This is a genomic window from Micromonospora sp. NPDC004704, from assembly GCF_053601675.1.
Map to the genome: position 1 here is coordinate 222,190 of NZ_JBSGCD010000008.1, position 17,317 is coordinate 239,506.

Genomic DNA, 17,317 nt, shown 5'->3' on the forward strand with positions numbered 1-17,317 from the left:
TCGCCCGGCCTGCCGGGCTTGTGCGGGGGCGGGGGGCGCGGGGCGTACACTTGGCAATGGCGACCGCCCTGCGCGGTCGACCTCGCGCGCCCTTTCCACGGTTGCCCGTGGGACGACGGCCCCCTGGTCCCGATCTTGATTGGGCCCACCATGACCGTCGACCAGGCGCCAGGACGCCGGGCCAACCGGCCCGGCGTGACAACCAGGGACATCGAAGGAGCACCCCACCATGGCCGTAGTGACCATGCGTCAGCTGCTGGAAAGTGGTGTCCATTTCGGGCACCAGACCCGCCGCTGGAACCCGAAGATGAAGCGCTTCATCTTCACCGAGCGCAACGGCATCTACATCATCGACCTGCGCCAGACCCTCGAGTACATCGAGACGGCGTACGAGTACGTCCGCCGGACCGTCGCCGAGGGCGGCAGCATCCTGTTCGTCGGCACCAAGAAGCAGGCCCAGGAGGCCATCGCCGAGCAGGCGACCCGGGTCGGCCAGCCGTACGTCAACCACCGCTGGCTCGGTGGCATGCTGACCAACTTCCAGACGGTCTACAAGCGGCTCCAGCGGATGAAGGAGCTGGAGGCGCTCGGCGACCTCTCCGGCACCGCCGCGGGTTACACCAAGAAGGAGACCCTGCAGCTCTCCCGGGAGAAGATCAAGCTCACCCGGACGCTCGGTGGTCTGCGGGACATGACCAAGGTTCCGGCCGCGATCTGGGTCGTCGACACCAAGAAGGAGCACATCGCCGTCGACGAGGCCCGCAAGCTGGGCATCCCGGTGATCGCGGTACTCGACACCAACTGTGACCCGGACGAGGTCGACTTCCCGATCCCGGGCAACGACGACGCGATCCGCTCCGCCGAACTGCTCACCCGCGTGATCGCGGCGGCGGTCGGCGACGGCCTGATCGCCCGCTCCGGCAAGCACCGTGGCGGCGACGAGAAGCCGGAGCCGGGTGTGGTGGCCGCCGACGAGCCGCTCGCCGAGTGGGAGCGCGAGCTGATCGAGGACACCGACAAGAAGGCCGACGACTCGGAGCCGAAGGCCGCGGAACCCGTGGCCGCCGCCGCTGAGTGACCCTGCCGCCGGGTCGGCCGGCCGCACACCGCGGCCGGCTGGCCCGAGCGCGTACGTGGACACCACGCGCCCGGACCGAGTTATCCCTTTAGCAGATCATCAATCGCAGTCCCAATCACCGAAGAGAGAGTCATGTCAGACTTCACCGCTGCGGATGTCAAGCGGCTCCGCGACCTGACCGGCGCCGGCATGATGGACTCCAAGAAGGCGCTCACCGAGGCTGAGGGCGACTTCGACAAGGCCATCGAGCTGCTGCGTATCAAGGGTGCCAAGGACGTCGGCAAGCGGGCCGGCCGTACCGCCGCGAACGGCCTGGTCGCCCACTCCGGCAAGGCGCTGCTCGAGCTCAACTGCGAGACCGACTTCGTGGCCAAGACCGCGGACTTCATCGCGCTGGCCCAGCAGCTCGTCGAGCACGGCGAGCAGGCGGGTGTGAGCGACGCCGAGGGGCTGCTCGCCTCGACGCTGGACGGCAAGACCGTCGCCGACCTGATCCAGGAGCAGTCCGCCAAGATCGGCGAGAAGCTGGTGCTCAACCGCTTCGCCGTACTCGACGGGACCATCGCGGTCTACCTGCACCGCAAGGCGCAGGACCTGCCGCCGGCGGTCGGCGTACTGGTCGAGTACACCGGCAAGACCGACGAGGCCGCCGACGCTGACGCGCGCGGCGCGGCGATGCAGATCGCGGCGATGCGGCCGAAGTTCGTCACCCGTGACGAGGTGCCGGCCGAGACGGTCGAGTCGGAGCGGCGCATCGCCGAGCAGACCGCCCGCGAGGAGGGCAAGCCGGAAGCGGCCCTGCCGAAGATCGTCGAGGGTCGGGTGAACGGCTTCTTCAAGGACTACGTCCTGATCGAGCAGCCGTCCGTGACGGACAACAAGAAGACGGTCAAGCAGGTGCTCGCCGAGGCTGGCATCACCGTGACCCGCTTCGTCCGTTTCGAGGTCGGCCAGGCCTGACGGATCCCACCGTCGGTCCGGGCCACCACTGCGGCCCGGGTCGGTGAGGGACTGAGACAAACCACGAGGAGGCCGCCGGTGTACATGACAGGCACCGCGGCCTCCTCGTCACATAGGGTCGGCAGCGGCAGGTGCGGCGACGGGGCAGCGGACGGGATGTCCGCGGAAGAGAGGCGGGTCGGATGACGCAGGTGGTTAGTGATCGGAGCCTGGCGGCGGACGATCCGACGGCGCCGCCGCCCGGTCGGGCCCGCCGGGTGGTGCTCAAGCTCTCCGGTGAGGTCTTCGGCGGCGGGGCGATCGGGGTCGACCCCGACGTGGTCCAGGCCATCGCCCGGCAGATCGCGACCGTCGTACGCCGTGGCGTGCAGGTCTCCGTCGTGGTGGGCGGTGGCAACTTCTTCCGCGGCGCCGAGTTGCAGAAGCGCGGCATGGATCGCGCACGGGCCGACTACATGGGCATGCTCGGTACGGTGATGAACTGCCTCGCCCTCCAAGACTTCCTGGAGAAGGAGGGCATCGAGACGCGGGTGCAGAGCGCGATCACGATGGCCCAGGTGGCCGAGCCCTACATCCCGCTGCGGGCGATCCGGCACCTGGAGAAGGGCCGTGTGGTCATCTTCGGTGCGGGCGCCGGGATGCCGTACTTCTCGACCGACACCGTCGCCGCCCAGCGGGCGCTGGAGATTCGTGCCGACGTCGTGTTGATGAGCAAGAACGGGGTGGACGGGGTCTACTCCGCCGATCCGCGTACCGACCCGACCGCCAGCAAGTTCGACAAGATCACCTTCTCCGAGGTGCTCCGCCGTGGGCTCCGGGTGGCCGACGCCGCCGCGTTCAGCCTCTGCGAGGAGAACGGCCTGCCGATGCTGGTCTTCGGGGCCGAGGGCGACGACACCATCATCCGCGCCGTCGGCGGCGACCGGATCGGGACCTTGATCACGGCGTAAGCCGGGACCATCGAGCAGAGCACGGCGTAAGCCGGGACCATCGAGCAGAGCACGGCGTAAGCCGGGACCATCGAGCAGAGCACGGCGTAAGCCGGGACCGGACAGCAGAGCAACGGCGTAAGCCGGGACCATGAGCAGGGCACGGCGCGAGCCGGGCAGCCGGGCATGAGAAACGACTACGACTTAGCAGAGGGAGGCGAGGGAGCAGGTGATCGACGACACTCTCCTCGAGTCCGAGGAAAAGATGGAACGTGCGGTCGAGCACGCCAAGGAGGAGTTCGGTGCCATCCGCACCGGGCGGGCTACTCCGGCCATGTTCTCCAAGATCATTATTGACTACTACGGGACCCCGACGCCACTGACCCAGATGGCGTCGGTCGGCGTACCCGAGCCCCGGATGGCGATCATCAAGCCTTACGACGCCTCGCAGCTACAGGCGATGGAGAAGGCGATCCGCGACTCCGACCTCGGCGTCAACCCCGGCAACGAGGGTAACCAGCTCCGCATCCTGCTCCCGCAGATGACCGAGGAGCGGCGCCGGGAAATGATCAAGGTGGCCCGGAACAAGGCAGAGGAAGCCAAGGTGGCGATTCGCAACATCCGCCGCCGGGGCAAGGAGGAGTTCGACCGCATCGTCAAGGACGGCGAGGCGGGTGAAGACGAGGGGCGCCGCGCCGAGAAGGAGCTGGACGACCTCACCCAGAAGTACTCGACGCACGTCGACGAACTGGTCAAGCACAAGGAAGCCGAGCTGCTCGAGGTCTGATGTCCTACCTCGACCCCAACGGCAGCGCCGAGTCACAGGGCCGGCAGCGCCAGGACGGACCTGCCGGCCCGTACTGGCCGGATGCTCCCGAGGAGCCTCGACTTCGGGCGCGGCACACCGGTGCCGCGCCCGAGGCCGTTGCCGACCCGCCGGGCTATGCACCCGTGTCCGGGTACCGGCACGGTGACGCGCCGGCCCGTCGCGACGGCTACACCGGCCCGCCCGGTCCGTACGGAGGACCGCCCGGCCCGTACGCGGGCGCGGACCGGCCGGACGGGCCTGCGTACGGACCGGGGGACTCCGGTGCGGGCTACCCCGGCGGCGGCTACCCGGGTGGCGACGACCTGGCCGACGCGGGTGCGAACGGGCTGACCGATCCCGTCGGCTGGGCACCGATCCGCGGCTTCGACCAGCAGAACCAGCAGAACCAGCAGAACCTGGTGGCGCCGCCCGGTCACCCGAACCAGCCGACAGCGGACTACGGCGACCCCCGGCAGGGGCGGCCGGAGCAGGTCGACCCCGGCCGACTGCACCCCGAGTACGTCGAGCACGGTCCGGGCGGGATGCCCGACGGTGCACCGGCCCTCGATCCGGAGGAGGCCGAGCCGAGCGGCGCGCGTCCCCGTACCGGTCGACGTCGAGCCGGCCGTGGACGGCCCGCGACCCTGCCGGCGAACAGCCGGGCCGGGCGCAACCTGCCGGCCGCGATCGGCGTCGGGCTCGGCCTGGGCGCGGCGGTGGTCCTTCCCCTCGTCCTGCTGCCGGTCGCGTTCTTCCCGGTGATCGCCGCCGCGGTGGCGATCGGCATCTGGGAGATGACCCAGGCCGTACGGCGCGGCGGCGCCGAGGCGCCGTTGGTGCCGTTGGTCGTCGGTGGTGTGCTGATGGTGGGGCTGGCCTGGTGGGCCGGCCCGGACGCGCTCAGCCTCGGGCTCCTGGTGACCGTGCTCGCGACCATGGTCTGGCGGCTCGGCGACGGACCGGCGGGCTTCCAGCGGGACATCACCGCGGCGACGCTGATCGCCGTCTACGTGCCGTTCCTGGGTGGCTTCGCCGCGCTGCTCGCCGCCGAACCCACCAACGGGCCGCTGCGGGTGGTGGTGACCATCGCCGCGGTGGTGCTCTCCGACACCGGCGGGTACGCCGCCGGGGTGATGTTCGGCAAGCACCCGATGGCCCCGTCGGTCAGCCCGAAGAAGTCCTGGGAGGGCTTTGCCGGGTCGGTGCTGGCGGCGGCCGGGGGCAGCGCCCTGCTGCTCTTCCTGCTCTTCGACGTGAACCCGCTCTGGGGAGCCCTCTTCGGGGTGGCCGTCTCGGGTGCGGCGGTCCTCGGGGACCTGGGCGAATCAATGATCAAGAGGGATCTCGGCGTCAAGGACATGAGCAATCTGCTGCCGGGACACGGCGGTCTGATGGACCGGCTGGACTCGGTGCTGTTCGCCGTACCTGTCGCTTATCTCCTGTTGGCGCTCCTGGTGCCGGTCGGCTGAGATGTTCACACGTCCGCGACCTCACCGGGTTCACGTACCGGTTCGGACCCCTCGGCCAGGTACGTGCTTCCGTCGGCGTGGGAGACTGGACAAGCCATGACGAGCCTGCCCATGATCCAGATCAGTCCGGACGCGCCGACGGCGGCCGGGAAGTCCGCCCGCGCGGCAATGCCTCCGCGCCATCTCGCCGACCTCGCCCTGCCCGACCGGCAGGCGCTGGTCGCGGAGTTGGGCGAGCCCGCGTTCCGCGCCCGCCAGGTCTCCACCCACTACTTCGGTCGGCTGGTACGCGACCCGGCACAGATGACGGACCTGCCGGCCGCCACCCGCGACCGCATCACCGAGGCGTTGCTGCCGACCCTGCTGACCCCGGTCCGCGAGTTGGCCTGTGACGACGGCGCGACCCGCAAGGCGCTCTGGCGGCTGCACGACGGCTCGATGGTCGAGAGCGTCCTGATGGGTTATCCCGACCGGATCACCGTCTGCATCTCCAGCCAGGCCGGGTGCGGCATGGCCTGCCCGTTCTGCGCGACCGGTCAGGCCGGCCTGACCCGGAACCTCTCCACCGCCGAGATCGTCGACCAGGCGGTCTACCTCGCCGGTGTGGCCGCGTCCGGTGCGGTCGCCGGTTCGCCGCCGAGGCTGTCGCACGTGGTCTTCATGGGCATGGGCGAGCCGTTGGCCAACTACTCCCGGGTGATCGCGGCGGTACGGCGGCTCTGCGCCCCCGCGCCGGAGGGGCTCGGCCTGTCCCAGCGCCACATCACCGTCTCCACGGTCGGTCTGGTGCCGGCCATCCGCCGGTTGACTGGCGAGGACCTCTCGGTGACCCTTGCGCTGTCGTTGCACGCGCCCGATGATGATCTGCGCGACGAACTCGTTCCGGTCAACCAGCGGTGGAAGGTCGCCGAGGTGCTGGATGCGGCATGGGACTACGCCGACCGCACGGGGCGTCGCGTTTCCATCGAGTACGCAATGATCAAAGATGTGAACGACCAGCCGTGGCGTGCCGACCTGCTCGGTCGGCTGCTGGCCGGACGGCTGGCACACGTGAATCTCATTCCGCTCAACCCGACGCCGGGCAGCCGCTGGGATGCCAGCCCGAAGCCGGTGGAGCGGGAGTTCGTCCGACGGTTGCGCGAGGCCGGGGTGTCGACCACGGTCCGCGACACCCGAGGGCGGGAGATCGACGGGGCATGTGGGCAGTTGGCCGCGGCCGAGGTGGCCACGTGACCGGGCACCGCGGATGGGCCGGCTGGCGCAGTGGGCTGCGTGATGAGCGATCGAAGCAGGAGACATAGTGGCGAGTCAGGGTCAACGCTTCCGGCGTAAGGCGCTCCGGCGGGGCTACAAGGTCGACGAGGTGGACACGTTCCTGGACCGGGTCGAGTCCACGCTCGCCGGGTCGCCGGTCGGCGCGCCCGTCGCCTCGGCGGAAGTCCACGACGTGGTGTTCCGGGTCCGTTTCGGCGGCTACGACGAGTGGCAGGTCGACCTGCATCTCGACCGGGTCGAGCGCCAACTCGCCGAGTTGGAGGAGCGCGGCGGCGGCAGCAGGGGCGCCGACTCCCGCCTGCCGGCCCGGATGGGTCCGCCCGACCGGATGGGCGCCCCCGACCGGATGGGTCCCCCGGATCGCATGGGTCCGCCCGACCGGATGGGTCCTCCGGACCGCATGGGTCCCCCCGGACAGATGGGTCCGCCGGATCGCATGGGTCCCCCCGGACAGATGGGCCCTCCGGATCGCATGGGTCCGCCGGACCGGATGGGTCCTCCCGGCCCGATGGGTCCCCCGGATCGGATGGGGCCCCCCGACCGCATGGGTCCTCCCGGACCGATGGGTCACCCCGACCGGATGGGTCCGCCGATGCGGGACGACCGTGCGCTGCCTCCGGGCCAGCCGTCGCTGCCGCAACGACCGATGCCCGCCCAGGCCGGGCCGCCCCCTGACCCGTACGGACGGTACGACGAGCCGACCGGCGTCTTCGGCGGCGAGGTCCCGCCGCGCGGTGGTTATGACAACCCGCGTGGCCCCGGCGGCCCGCCTCCCGGTGCCCGTGGGCCGGCCGGTCCGCCCGGTCCCAATTTCGGGCCGTCGCCGGACGATCGTTTCGACGGTTTCGAGTCGGGACGCCACGGTAAGACGGACATGACCGCCGAAATCCGGATGCCCGACCGTGACCTGCGCGGCCGTGGCCCCGGTCCCGGACCGGGCATGGCGCCCGCGGGTGGCCCGCCGATCGCCGGCCCGCCCATGGGTGGCCCACCGATGGGTGGCCCCCCGGCTGGTGGCCCTCCGCCGATGCCCGGCGGCCCCGGTGGCGACATGCAGCGGGTCGACAACATCCGTCGCCAGTTCCAGGTCCGCCGCTTCGGCAGCGGGTACGACCCGGAGCAGGTGGACCGGTTGTTCGACGGAATCCTGACCAGCATGTCCGGGCGGGGGCCGATGCCGGTCAACCCGGCCGAACTCGACCTGATGAAGTTTGGTCTGGTGCCCGGCGGCTACTTCGAAGCCGAGGTTGACGCCGCGCTGAAGGAGGTGCAGGACATCCTGCGCCGCCGCTGACCGTCTCGATCATCCCGGGCAACCGGGTAGAACATGAATTCAGGCCCGTCCCGGTTCCGGGACGGGCCTGAATGCGTACGTTGCCGGTGTGCCGTGCCGATCCCGGCGGCTGCCGAGGATCAGGAACGGAGCCCGTTACGACGCAGTACGGTGTCGCCGATCACGATCAACAGCAGCCCGGCTGCGATGCCGATCAGCCAGATGTCCTCGGTCGCGCCCTCGTGGTTACCGACCAGCATGGCCAGCAGAGCCGCCGCGGAGACGACAGCGCCGATCCGGCCTGCCCTGCGGTGCCCCGGCTTGTGCTGATCGGGCGACGTTACCGGCTCGCTTCCTGCCACGTTCGGTCCTTCCCCTCACGATCGGATCTCCGGTTCAGTTTCCCACGCCGGTCACCGGCTGCGCCGGAGGGTCTCCACGCTGGCGTGAGGCAGCCAACCTGGCGTCGCGGGTTGGGCCCCGTACTCACTCCGGTAGCGTTTGGGCGTACGACTTGTTCTCTCGGTTGAAGGAGTGCGCGGTGCGAGTGACCGGTACGGGACACGCCAGTATGCGGATCGACACGGGTGCGGGCAGCATCCTGTGCGACCCGTGGGTCAACCCGGCCTACTTCGCCTCGTGGTTCCCATTCCCGGACAATTCACAGCTCGATTGGGAAACCCTCGGCCAGGTCGACTACCTCTACGTCTCGCACCTGCACCGGGACCATTTCGACGCCGCGCACCTGAAGCGGTTCATCTCGAAGAAGGCGACCGTCCTGCTGCCGGCGTACCCGACCTCGGAGCTGGAGGACGAGCTGCGGGACCTGGGCTTCACCAGTTTCCTGCGTACCACCAGCAACGAGGTGGTCGAGCTCGACGGCGGGCTCAAGGTGATGATCCAGGCGCTGACCAGCCCGACCGACGGCCCCATCGGTGACTCGTCACTCTGGGTCGAGTACGACGGCATCCGGTTGCTCAACCAGAACGACGCCCGCCCGAGCGATCTGGACGTCTTCAGCGAACTGGGCCACGTGCACGCGCAGATGATCCAGTTCTCCGGCGCCATCTGGTACCCGATGGTCTACGAGCTGCCGACCGCGGCGAAGACGGCGTTCGGCAAGCAGAAGCGCGACCGGCAGATGGACCGGACGATCCGCTACATCGACGACCTGAAGGCGTCCTACGTCTTCCCGATCGCCGGACCGCCCTGCTTCCTCGACGACGACCTGTGGCAGTTCAACGACATCCACGGCGACGAGGGCAACATCTTCCCCGACCAGCAGGTCTTCATCGACCACTACGAGGGGCTCGGCTACGACAACGGGGTCATCCTCCTGCCCGGCACCGTCTCCGAGCTGACCACCGAGACCTGCGAGACCACCCACCCGGTCGCCGACGTCCGCAAGTTCTTCGAGAACAAGGAAGAGCACCTGCGCGAGTACCAGGCCCGGCAGCGGCCGGTGATCGAGGCGGCCAAGGCGACCTGGCGGCACCCGGAGGTCGACGTCCTGGGTGAGATGAAGCGCCGGATCGAGCCGTTGCTCGACGAGTCCGTCTACCTGGCCAAGGGCGTCGGCGGTCCGATCCGGTTCGACCTCATCGGTTACGACGGCGAGTCGGTCGAGTCGATCGTGGTGGACTTCCCGGGCAAGGAGGTCCGGGCAGCCGCCGACGAGAAGGTCCGCTACCGGTTCCGTACCGAGCGGGCGCTGATCGAGTCGCTCCTGCACTCCGGCGAGGTCGACTGGGTCAACTCCCTCTTCCTCTCCTGCCGGTTCTCGGCGGCCAGGATCGGGCAGTACAACGAGTTCGTGTACGCCTTCTTCAAGTGCCTCTCCGAGGAGCGGCTCCAGTACGCCGAAGGCTGGTACGCCGAGCAGCGCCCGGACGCCGAGGACGTCACGCTCGGCGACTGGGTCGTACAGCGGCGTTGCCCGCACCTGAAGGCGGACCTGACCCGGTTCGGCATCATCGACGGCGACCAGCTCACCTGCCAGCTCCACGGGTGGCGCTTCGACCTGCCCAGCGGTCGCTGCCTCACCAGCGTCGGCCACGAGATCCGCGCCCACCGCGCCGGCACCGAAGCCCCCACCCCCGCCGAAGCCACCACCACCACCAACTGACCCCGCCCGACCCCGCCCCGCCCCGCCCCACCCGTAACGCCTGTTGTAGAGAAAGAGTGGTTATCCGGAGGCGGATAGCCACTCTTTCTCTACAAGAGCGGCAACACCGAGCGCGCAACGGCGCGCGGGGCGCGAGCGGGGGAGCGCGGGGTCAGCGGTTGAGGTCGGTGAGGATGCGGCGGGCGGCGTTGTGTCCGGCGGCGCCGATCACGCTGCCCGCCGGGTGGCAGCCGGCGCTGCCGGCGTACAGGCCGTCGATTCCGGTGGCGTACGGCATCCGGTCGGCGAACGCGACCGTGTTGTCGACGTGGTGGATGTGCCCGCCGGTGATGCCGAAGTGGGCCTCGATCCCGGGCGGGGGCAGGGGTACCGCGTCGGCGACCAGGTCGGCGGTGCCGGGGGCGTACCGCTCGCAGACCGCCAGCAGCTTGTCCACATAGGACGGCATCGCCTCGGCCCAGGTGGTGCCGGCCAGCTCGTACGGGACCGACTGGACGAACAGCGCCGACGAGTGGTGCCCCGCCGAGTCGCGCAGGGACGGGTCGACGGTGGTGTGCAGGTACCACTCGATGGTCGGCTCCTCCGGCAGCCGCCCGGCCCGTACGTCGGCCCACATCGCGCGCAGCGCCGCCATCGGCGACTCCCCGGCCGCCCCGTCGAGCAGGGAGGCCGAGCCGGGCAGCAGGTGGATGGTCGAGCCGAACGGGCTCGGGGCGTCCGCCGGCAGGCAGGAGAACCGCGGCAGCCCGGACAGTGCCAGGTTCAGCTTGAGCGTGGTGCCGGTACGGCGTACCGCCGCCATCCGGTCGGCGAGCGGGGCCGGCAGGGCTCCCTCGGGCAGCAGGTCGATCAACCGGTACGGGTCACAGGCGCCGAGCACCACCTCGGCGTCGATCTCCCGCCCGTCGGCGAGTACCACGCCGGTGGCCGTACCGCCGGTCAGAGTGACCGTGCTGACCGGCGTACCGGTGAAGATCTTGGCCCCGGCGGCGCGGGCGGCGTCGGCGAAGGTCCGCGAGACGGTCCCCATGCCGCCCTCGGTGATCATCCAGGTGCCGTCGGCGCCGGGCAGCCGGCACATGTTGTGCACCAGGAAGTTGTGCCCGGTGCCGGGGTCGTCCGGACCGGCGTTCAGCCCGGAGAGCCCGTCGGTGACCGCGTACATCGAGACCAGCAGCTCGGACCGGAACTCGAACCGGGCCAGGTAGTCGGCGACCGAGCCGGTGACCAGGTCGACGAAGACGTCGCGCAGCGCCGGCCGGATGAACCGCTCGGCGGTCTGCGCGACCGGCAGCGGCTCGGCCAGCCAGGCCGGCGCCAGGTCGTCGCGCAGCGCCGCCAGCTCGGCCTGCATGGCGTCGTCGGCGGCCACGTCGGCGGGGGAGAAGACCGACGCCATCTGCGCCCGGGTCGCCGCCCGGTCACTGCCGAAGAGCAGGTACGGCGAGCCGAGGCCGCCCGGCGTCGGCAGGAAGTAGTGCGGGTCCCGGCGCAGCACCGGGATCTTCACGTCCAGCAGGGCGATCAGCTCCGGCGGCATCAGCCCGAGCAGGTACGACCCGGTCGAGTGGCGCAGTCCCGGTACCTTCGCGAACGGCTGTTCGGTCCGGGTGGCTCCACCGAGCGTCCCGGACGCCTCCAGCACCACCACGTCGAGGCCGGCGCGGGCCAGCAGCACGGCGGAGACCAGACCGTTGTGCCCGGACCCGATGACCACCACGTCGGCCCGCCGGGGCAGCTCTGTGCTCATCCGGGGAGCCTAGTGCCGATCGGAGCCGTCCGGGAGGGTCCTAGGCTGAACCCGGATCTTGATCGTCACCCGTACCGGTGGCTGGCACCGCCGGGCGGGACGGGACGGGCGACGCGGGAGGATGTCGATGTTCGACTGGTGGGGTGCGGCGGTCGTACGGTTCCGCTGGGCGGTGCTCGGCGGCGGGCTGGCCCTGGTCCTGCTCGGCGCGACCTGGGGGACCGGGGTGCTCGGTTCGCTCACCGGCGGCGGCTTCGACGATCCGGCCAGCGAGTCCAGCCGTGCCCAGCAGCGGATCGTCGCCGAACTGGGCGAGCAGGGCGCCGACGTGCTGGTGCTCTACTCCTCCGCCACCACGACGGTGGACCAGCCGGCCGTCCGGGAGCCGGTCACCGCCACCCTGGAGCGCCTGCGCCAGCGGCCCGAGGTGGTCAGCGTGACCGACTGGTACGCCACCGGCGCCCCGGCCCTGCTCTCCACCGACCGGCGGGCCACCTACGCCCTGGTGCAACTGCGGGCCGGCGACGAGGACGGCAAGACCGCGGCCTTCGAACGGCTCCGACCGGACCTGGAGGCCCCCGGCGTACGGACCCAGATCGGCGGCAACGTGCCGTTCCTGGTCACCGCGAACAAGCAGACCACCGAGGACATCACCCGGGCCGAGACGCTCTCCCTCCCGGTCCTCCTGGTGCTGCTCATCCTGATCTTCGGCGGGCTGGTCGCGGCGGCCACCCCGCTGCTGATCGGTGGACTGGCCATCCTCGGCGCGTTCGTCGCCGTACGGCTGCTGCACCTGGTGACCGACGTGTCGGTCTTCGCCGTCAACATCATCACCCTGATCGGGCTCGGCATGGCGATCGACTACGCGCTCTTTGTGGTCAGCCGCTTCCGGGAGGAACTCGCCGCCGGGCACGACACCCCGGCGGCGATCGCCCGGGTGATGAACAGCGCCGGTCGTACCGTGCTGGTGTCGGGGTTGACGATCGCGTTGGCCCTGGCCAGCCTGCTGATTTTCCCCCAGGTGTTCCTCCGGTCGATGGGGTTGGGCGGGGTGGCGGCGGTCCTGGTCGCCATGCTCGCCGCCCTGACCGTGCTGCCGGCGCTGCTCGCCGTACTCGGCCCCCGGATCAACGCGCTCCGGGTGCCGCTGCCGGGTGCCCGCCGCCGGGCCGCCCGAGCGGCTGCGTCGGCCGCCGCTGCCGCTGCGTCTGCCGCTGCGTCGGCTGCGGAAGGCGGGACCGGTGGGGCCAGTCGGGACGGGAGCGCGGTCGCCGGGGGCGGTTGGGCGCGGTTGGCGCGCAGTGTGATGCGGCGGCCGTTGCCGTACCTGGTCGGTGTGCTGGTGGTGCTGGCGATCCTGGCCGCTCCGTTCCTGCGGATCGAGTTCGGCGGGATCGACGAGCGGGTGCTGCCGGCCGACGCGCAGCCACGGGTGGTCACCGAGCGAATCGGCGCCGAGTTCCCCGGCGGCAACCCGAACCCGATCGAGGTCCTGGTGTCGGGGGTGCCGGCGGAGGTGGCCGGCGGGTTCGCCGAGCAGGTCGGTCGGGTGTCCGGGGTCACCGGCGTACGGGTGGCGGCGAACCGGGGCGAGCACACGCTGCTCTCGGTGACGTACCGGGGTGAGCCGACCGGGGAGACCGCCCAGTCGGCCGTACGGGAACTGCGTCGGCTGCCCGGCCCGGCCGGCGCCGAGGTCCTCGTCGGTGGCCGTCCCGCCGCCGACGCCGACCTCCTGCACAGCCTCGGTACGCGACTGCCCTGGATGGCGCTGATCATGGCGGCGGCCACCCTGGTGCTGCTCTTCCTCGCCTTCGGTTCGGTGGTGCTGCCGATCAAGGCGGTGGTGATGAACCTGGTCTCGATCGGTGCCTCGTTCGGCGTGGTCGTCTGGATCTTCCAGGAGGGGCACCTCGCGAACCTGCTCGACTTCACCCCGACCGGCTTCATCGAGCCGAGCAACCCGATCCTGATGCTCGCCGTGCTGTTCGGGCTCGCCACCGACTACGAGGTCTTCCTGCTCTCCCGCGTACGGGAGGAGTGGGACCGGACCGGGGACAACACCGCCGCCGTCGCCACCGGGCTGCAACACACCGGCCGGATCATCACCGCGGCGGCGCTCCTGCTGGTCGTGGTGGTGGCCGGCTTCGCCACCGGGGGGACCACCTTCATCAAGCTGATCGGGGTGGGCATGATCGTGGCGATCGTGGTGGACGCGACCCTGGTCCGGGCCCTGCTGGTGCCGGCGACGATGCGCCTGCTCGGCCGGTGGAACTGGTGGGCACCCGCTCCGCTGGCCCGCTTCCACCGCCGCTTCGGCATCCGCGAGTCCGGCCCCTCCTGATCCCCGGAGGGCCCGGTCGGGCCGGGCGTGCGCGACGGCGAGCAGATGACATGCCATGTTCAAGATCGGCTTCCTCGTCGGCCGACCGACTTTTATGTGATCGCGACACGGCTTCGGGCTGGTCTAGGATCGCGGGCCATGACGGTGTTCGAGACCGAGCGGCTGATCGTCCGGAACTGGACCGAGGAACCGGGCGACCTGAGCCGGATCTTCGAGATCTACTCCCTGGTGGAGGTCACCCGCTGGCTCGGGGCGTCGCCCGACCTTCCGCTCACCGACCCTGGGCGGGCCGCCGACGTGGTACGGCGCTGGCACGCCCGGCACGCCGATCACGGCGACCGCTACGGCGCCTGGGCGATCGAGCGCCGGGACAACGCACAGGTCGTCGGCACGGTGCTGCTCAAACCGCTGCCCGGTGCCGACGGCTCGACCCCCACCTCGGACATCGAGGTCGGCTGGCACCTGCACCCGGACTCGCACGGGCACGGCTTCGCCACCGAGGCGGCCCGGGGCGCGGTCGACCGGGAGTTCCCCCACGGAACCCCCGAGATCTACGCGGTGGTGTCACCGGGCAACGACGCCTCGATGGCGGTCACCCGGCGGCTGGGCATGACGCCGATCGGCCGGCGGACCGACTGGTACGGCGGCGAGGAGTTGGAGACCTTTGTCCTGCCCCGCCCCGAGTGAACCGGGTCCTCCCGAGGAAGATCGCCGGACCAGACCGGCAGGGCAGAGCCGGCCCGGACCGGCAGGGCGCAGCCGGACCGGATCGGCAGGTCACCGGCGGGGCGTGAGGCTCGGTGTCCGGTAGTCGGCGTGGTTCAGGGAGAATGTCCGGGTGAGCGTTCCCCGTGACATCGTGCTGCTCGGCTCGACCGGGTCGATCGGCACCCAGGCCATCGACATCGCTCGGCGCAATCCCGACCGCTTCCGGGTGGTCGCGCTCGGTGCCGGCGGTGGCAACGTGGCGGAACTCGCCGCCCAGGCCCTGGAGTTCGGGGTCGAGGCCGTCGGGGTGGCCAAGTCCTCGGCCGCCCAGGACCTGCAACTCGCCTTCTACGCCGAGGCCGCCAAGCGCGGCTACCCGAGCGGCGGCTTCCGCATCCCCAAGATCCTCGCCGGCCCGTCGGCGATGACCGAGTTGGCGCAGTGGCCGGCCGACGTGGTCCTCAACGGGGTGGTCGGCTCGCTCGGGCTGGCACCCACCCTGGCCGCGCTGCGCGCCGGTCGTACGCTCGCGCTGGCCAACAAGGAGTCCCTGGTCGCCGGCGGTGCGATCGTACGGAGTGCGGTGCAGCGACCCGGCCAGATCGTGCCGGTCGACTCCGAGCACTCCGCGCTGGCCCAGTGCCTGCGCTCGGGTGACCGGAGCGAGGTGCGCCGGCTGGTGCTGACCGCCAGCGGTGGCCCGTTCCGGGGTCGGCGGCGGGCCGAGCTGACCGGGGTCACCCCCGAACAGGCGTTGGCGCACCCGACCTGGAACATGGGACCGGTCGTCACGATCAACAGCGCCACGCTGGTGAACAAGGCCCTCGAGGTGATCGAGGCGCACGAGCTGTTCGACGTCCCGTACGCCGACATCGAGGTGATGGTGCACCCGCAGTCGGTGATCCACTCGATGGTCGAGTTCGTCGACGGCTCCACCATCGCCCAGGCCAGCCCGCCGGACATGCGGCTGCCGATCGCGCTGGCCCTGGGCTGGCCGGACCGGGTGCCCGAGGCCGCCGCCGCGGTCGACTGGACCGCCGCACACACCTGGGAGTTCGCCCCGCTGGACGACGCGGCGTTTCCGGCCGTGCGGCTGGCGAAGCAGGCCGGGCTGACCGGCCGGGGTCGACCGGCCATCTACAACGCCGCCAACGAAGAGTGCGTCGCCGCGTTCGTGGCGGGTCGGCTACCGTTTCTCGGCATCGTCGACACGCTGGAGCGGGTTCTGGAGGCGGCTCCGGAACTGGACGAACCGGGTACCGTCGAGGAGGTGCTCGCGGCGGAGTCCTGGGCACGCGAGCACGCTCAGAAGATCATCGAGATGTCGGTGAAGGGAGCTTGATGCTGTACCTGCTCGGGGTCGTGGTGGTTGCCCTGGGGATTCTCATCTCGGTGAGCTTGCATGAGGCCGGACACATGGTGACGGCCAAGAGCTTCGGGATGAAGGTCACCCGCTACTTCGTGGGCTTCGGCCCCACCGTCTGGTCCTTCCGCCGGGGCGAGACCGAGTACGGACTCAAGGCGATCCCGCTCGGCGGTTTCTGCAAGATCGTCGGGATGACCCCCCAGGACGACGACGTCGACCCGGCCGACGAGCCGCGGGCGATGTGGCGGTTCCCGGTGTGGAAGCGGACGATCGTGATGTCCGCGGGCTCGATCACCCACTTCCTGCTGGCGATCGTGGCGCTCTGGTTCGCCGCGGTCTTCATGGGCCTGCCCAACCCCGACTTCCCGACCACCGAGGCGCAGGCCCGGCAGCAGCCGGCCGTGATCGCCCTGGCCGACTGCGTCGTGGTGGAGAACGTGCAGCGCGCCTGCACCCCGAACGACCCGCCGAGCCCGGCCGCCCAGGCCCAGCTCCGTACCGGGGACCGGATCACCGCGGTGAACGGGGCCGCCGTCTCCACCTGGGGCGACGTCCTCGACGTGGTCCGGCGTACGCCCTCCGACGCGCCCGCGAAGGTCGACTTCCAGCGCGACGGCGCCACCCAGCAGGCCGAGGTGAAGCTCGCCTCGGTACAGCGCCCGCCCCTGGGCGACGCCACCGGCCCGGTTTCCCCGGTCTCCGCGCTCGGTGTCGGACTCAGCATCACCACCCCCGGCATGATCACCTACAGCCCGATCGACGCCTTCGGCGCGACCGCCGACTACACCGGTGACATGGCGGTCGGCACCGTCCAGGCGTTGCAGCGGATCCCGGAGAAGATCCCGGCCCTCTGGAACGCGATCACCGGTGGTGAGCGGGACGCGGACACCCCGATCAGCGTGGTCGGGGCCAGCCGGCTCGGTGGCGAGGCCGTCGCCAACGACGCCTGGGAAGTCCTCGTCCTGGTGTTCATCTCGCTGAACTTCTTCGTCGGCATCTTCAACCTGCTGCCGCTGCTGCCGCTGGACGGCGGCCACATCGCGATCGCCTGGTTCGAGCGGGTCCGCACCTGGATCTTCGCCCGGCTGGGCCGCCCCGATCCGGGGCGCGTCGACTATCTCAAGTTGATGCCCGTAACGTACGTGGTGATCCTGATCGGTGGGGCGTTCACGCTGCTCACCGTCACCGCGGACGTGGTAAATCCGATCACGCTCTTTTCAAGGTGAGTGTCC

The 17,317-nt window shown here is 70.7% G+C and carries 14 protein-coding genes; 12 read left to right on the forward strand and 2 right to left on the reverse strand.

Going from position 1 to position 17,317, the window contains the following annotated elements; translation table 11 throughout:
• Positions 1 to 229 precede the first annotated feature (229 nt).
• From rpsB to ACWEFB_RS14200, 7 genes are all read left to right on the forward strand, one after another.
• Positions 230 to 1,078, forward strand: a complete 849-nt coding sequence (gene rpsB / locus ACWEFB_RS14170; RefSeq protein WP_326560380.1) for a 30S ribosomal protein S2 — start codon at positions 230 to 232, stop codon at positions 1,076 to 1,078.
• A 132-nt stretch (positions 1,079 to 1,210) separates the two neighbouring features.
• Positions 1,211 to 2,038 carry a translation elongation factor Ts gene (gene tsf / locus ACWEFB_RS14175; RefSeq protein WP_452285474.1) on the forward strand — a complete coding sequence of 276 codons (828 nt, stop codon included), beginning with the start codon at positions 1,211 to 1,213 and terminating at the stop codon, positions 2,036 to 2,038.
• Between the two features lie 182 nt (positions 2,039 to 2,220).
• Positions 2,221 to 2,988, forward strand: coding sequence for a UMP kinase (gene pyrH, locus ACWEFB_RS14180; protein WP_326560378.1), 768 nt, complete (start codon positions 2,221 to 2,223; stop codon positions 2,986 to 2,988).
• Between the two features lie 208 nt (positions 2,989 to 3,196).
• The gene (frr, locus tag ACWEFB_RS14185) at positions 3,197 to 3,754 is read left to right on the forward strand and encodes a ribosome recycling factor (RefSeq protein ID WP_326560377.1); all 558 of its coding nucleotides are present in this window, start codon (positions 3,197 to 3,199) and stop codon (positions 3,752 to 3,754) included.
• Entirely contained in the window at positions 3,754 to 5,244 is a 1,491-nt protein-coding gene (locus ACWEFB_RS14190; protein ID WP_452285477.1) for a phosphatidate cytidylyltransferase, read from the forward strand. Before frr ends, ACWEFB_RS14190 begins: the two co-directional genes overlap by 1 nt.
• Positions 5,245 to 5,340: 96 nt before the next feature.
• A complete protein-coding gene (gene rlmN, locus ACWEFB_RS14195; RefSeq protein WP_326560375.1) occupies positions 5,341 to 6,477 on the forward strand; it encodes a 23S rRNA (adenine(2503)-C(2))-methyltransferase RlmN in 1,137 nt (378 codons plus the stop codon).
• Between the two features lie 67 nt (positions 6,478 to 6,544).
• Positions 6,545 to 7,813, forward strand: coding sequence for a DivIVA domain-containing protein (locus ACWEFB_RS14200; RefSeq protein ID WP_452285479.1), 1,269 nt, complete (start codon positions 6,545 to 6,547; stop codon positions 7,811 to 7,813).
• A gap of 119 nt (positions 7,814 to 7,932) precedes the next feature.
• On the opposite strand, the gene ACWEFB_RS14205 is transcribed toward ACWEFB_RS14200, so the two are convergent.
• Complete coding sequence (locus ACWEFB_RS14205) at positions 7,933 to 8,154, reverse strand: DUF2631 domain-containing protein (RefSeq protein WP_326560373.1); 222 nt, start codon at positions 8,152 to 8,154, stop codon at positions 7,933 to 7,935.
• 179 nt (positions 8,155 to 8,333) lie between these two features.
• Between ACWEFB_RS14205 and ACWEFB_RS14210 the strand changes: the two genes are divergently transcribed.
• On the forward strand, positions 8,334 to 9,917 hold the full coding sequence (locus ACWEFB_RS14210) for a Rieske 2Fe-2S domain-containing protein (RefSeq protein ID WP_452285481.1): 1,584 nt from the start codon (positions 8,334 to 8,336) through the stop codon (positions 9,915 to 9,917).
• A 151-nt stretch (positions 9,918 to 10,068) separates the two neighbouring features.
• On the opposite strand, the gene ACWEFB_RS14215 is transcribed toward ACWEFB_RS14210, so the two are convergent.
• Positions 10,069 to 11,667, reverse strand: coding sequence for a phytoene desaturase family protein (locus tag ACWEFB_RS14215; protein WP_452285483.1), 1,599 nt, complete (start codon positions 11,665 to 11,667; stop codon positions 10,069 to 10,071).
• Positions 11,668 to 11,794: 127 nt separating this feature from the next.
• Between ACWEFB_RS14215 and ACWEFB_RS14220 the strand changes: the two genes are divergently transcribed.
• The 4 genes from ACWEFB_RS14220 to ACWEFB_RS14235 all read left to right on the forward strand — a co-directional run bounded on the left by ACWEFB_RS14220 (position 11,795) and on the right by ACWEFB_RS14235 (position 17,311).
• Positions 11,795 to 14,011 (forward strand): MMPL family transporter, encoded by a 2,217-nt coding sequence (locus ACWEFB_RS14220; protein ID WP_452285485.1) that lies wholly within the window; start codon positions 11,795 to 11,797, stop codon positions 14,009 to 14,011.
• Between the two features lie 138 nt (positions 14,012 to 14,149).
• Positions 14,150 to 14,698 carry a GNAT family N-acetyltransferase gene (locus tag ACWEFB_RS14225; RefSeq protein WP_452285487.1) on the forward strand — a complete coding sequence of 183 codons (549 nt, stop codon included), beginning with the start codon at positions 14,150 to 14,152 and terminating at the stop codon, positions 14,696 to 14,698.
• A gap of 151 nt (positions 14,699 to 14,849) precedes the next feature.
• The gene (dxr, locus tag ACWEFB_RS14230; protein ID WP_452285489.1) at positions 14,850 to 16,061 is read left to right on the forward strand and encodes a 1-deoxy-D-xylulose-5-phosphate reductoisomerase; all 1,212 of its coding nucleotides are present in this window, start codon (positions 14,850 to 14,852) and stop codon (positions 16,059 to 16,061) included.
• The gene (locus ACWEFB_RS14235; protein ID WP_326560367.1) at positions 16,061 to 17,311 is read left to right on the forward strand and encodes a M50 family metallopeptidase; all 1,251 of its coding nucleotides are present in this window, start codon (positions 16,061 to 16,063) and stop codon (positions 17,309 to 17,311) included. The genes dxr and ACWEFB_RS14235 overlap by 1 nt, the downstream gene beginning before the upstream one ends.
• Positions 17,312 to 17,317: the final 6 nt, after the last annotated feature.

Excerpts from the sequence above, each read along its gene's own strand:
- rpsB (WP_326560380.1), top strand. The coding sequence starts at position 230 with ATGGCCGTAGTGACCATGCGTCAGCTGCTGGAAAGTGGTGTCCATTTC.
- tsf (WP_452285474.1), top strand. The coding sequence starts at position 1,211 with ATGTCAGACTTCACCGCTGCGGATGTCAAGCGGCTCCGCGACCTGACC.
- pyrH (WP_326560378.1), top strand. The coding sequence starts at position 2,221 with ATGACGCAGGTGGTTAGTGATCGGAGCCTGGCGGCGGACGATCCGACG.
- ACWEFB_RS14190 (WP_452285477.1), top strand. The coding sequence starts at position 3,754 with ATGTCCTACCTCGACCCCAACGGCAGCGCCGAGTCACAGGGCCGGCAG.
- rlmN (WP_326560375.1), top strand. The coding sequence starts at position 5,341 with ATGACGAGCCTGCCCATGATCCAGATCAGTCCGGACGCGCCGACGGCG.
- ACWEFB_RS14215 (WP_452285483.1), bottom strand. The coding sequence starts at position 11,667 with ATGAGCACAGAGCTGCCCCGGCGGGCCGACGTGGTGGTCATCGGGTCC.
- ACWEFB_RS14220 (WP_452285485.1), top strand. The coding sequence starts at position 11,795 with ATGTTCGACTGGTGGGGTGCGGCGGTCGTACGGTTCCGCTGGGCGGTG.
- ACWEFB_RS14225 (WP_452285487.1), top strand. The coding sequence starts at position 14,150 with ATGACGGTGTTCGAGACCGAGCGGCTGATCGTCCGGAACTGGACCGAG.
- ACWEFB_RS14235 (WP_326560367.1), top strand. The coding sequence starts at position 16,061 with ATGCTGTACCTGCTCGGGGTCGTGGTGGTTGCCCTGGGGATTCTCATC.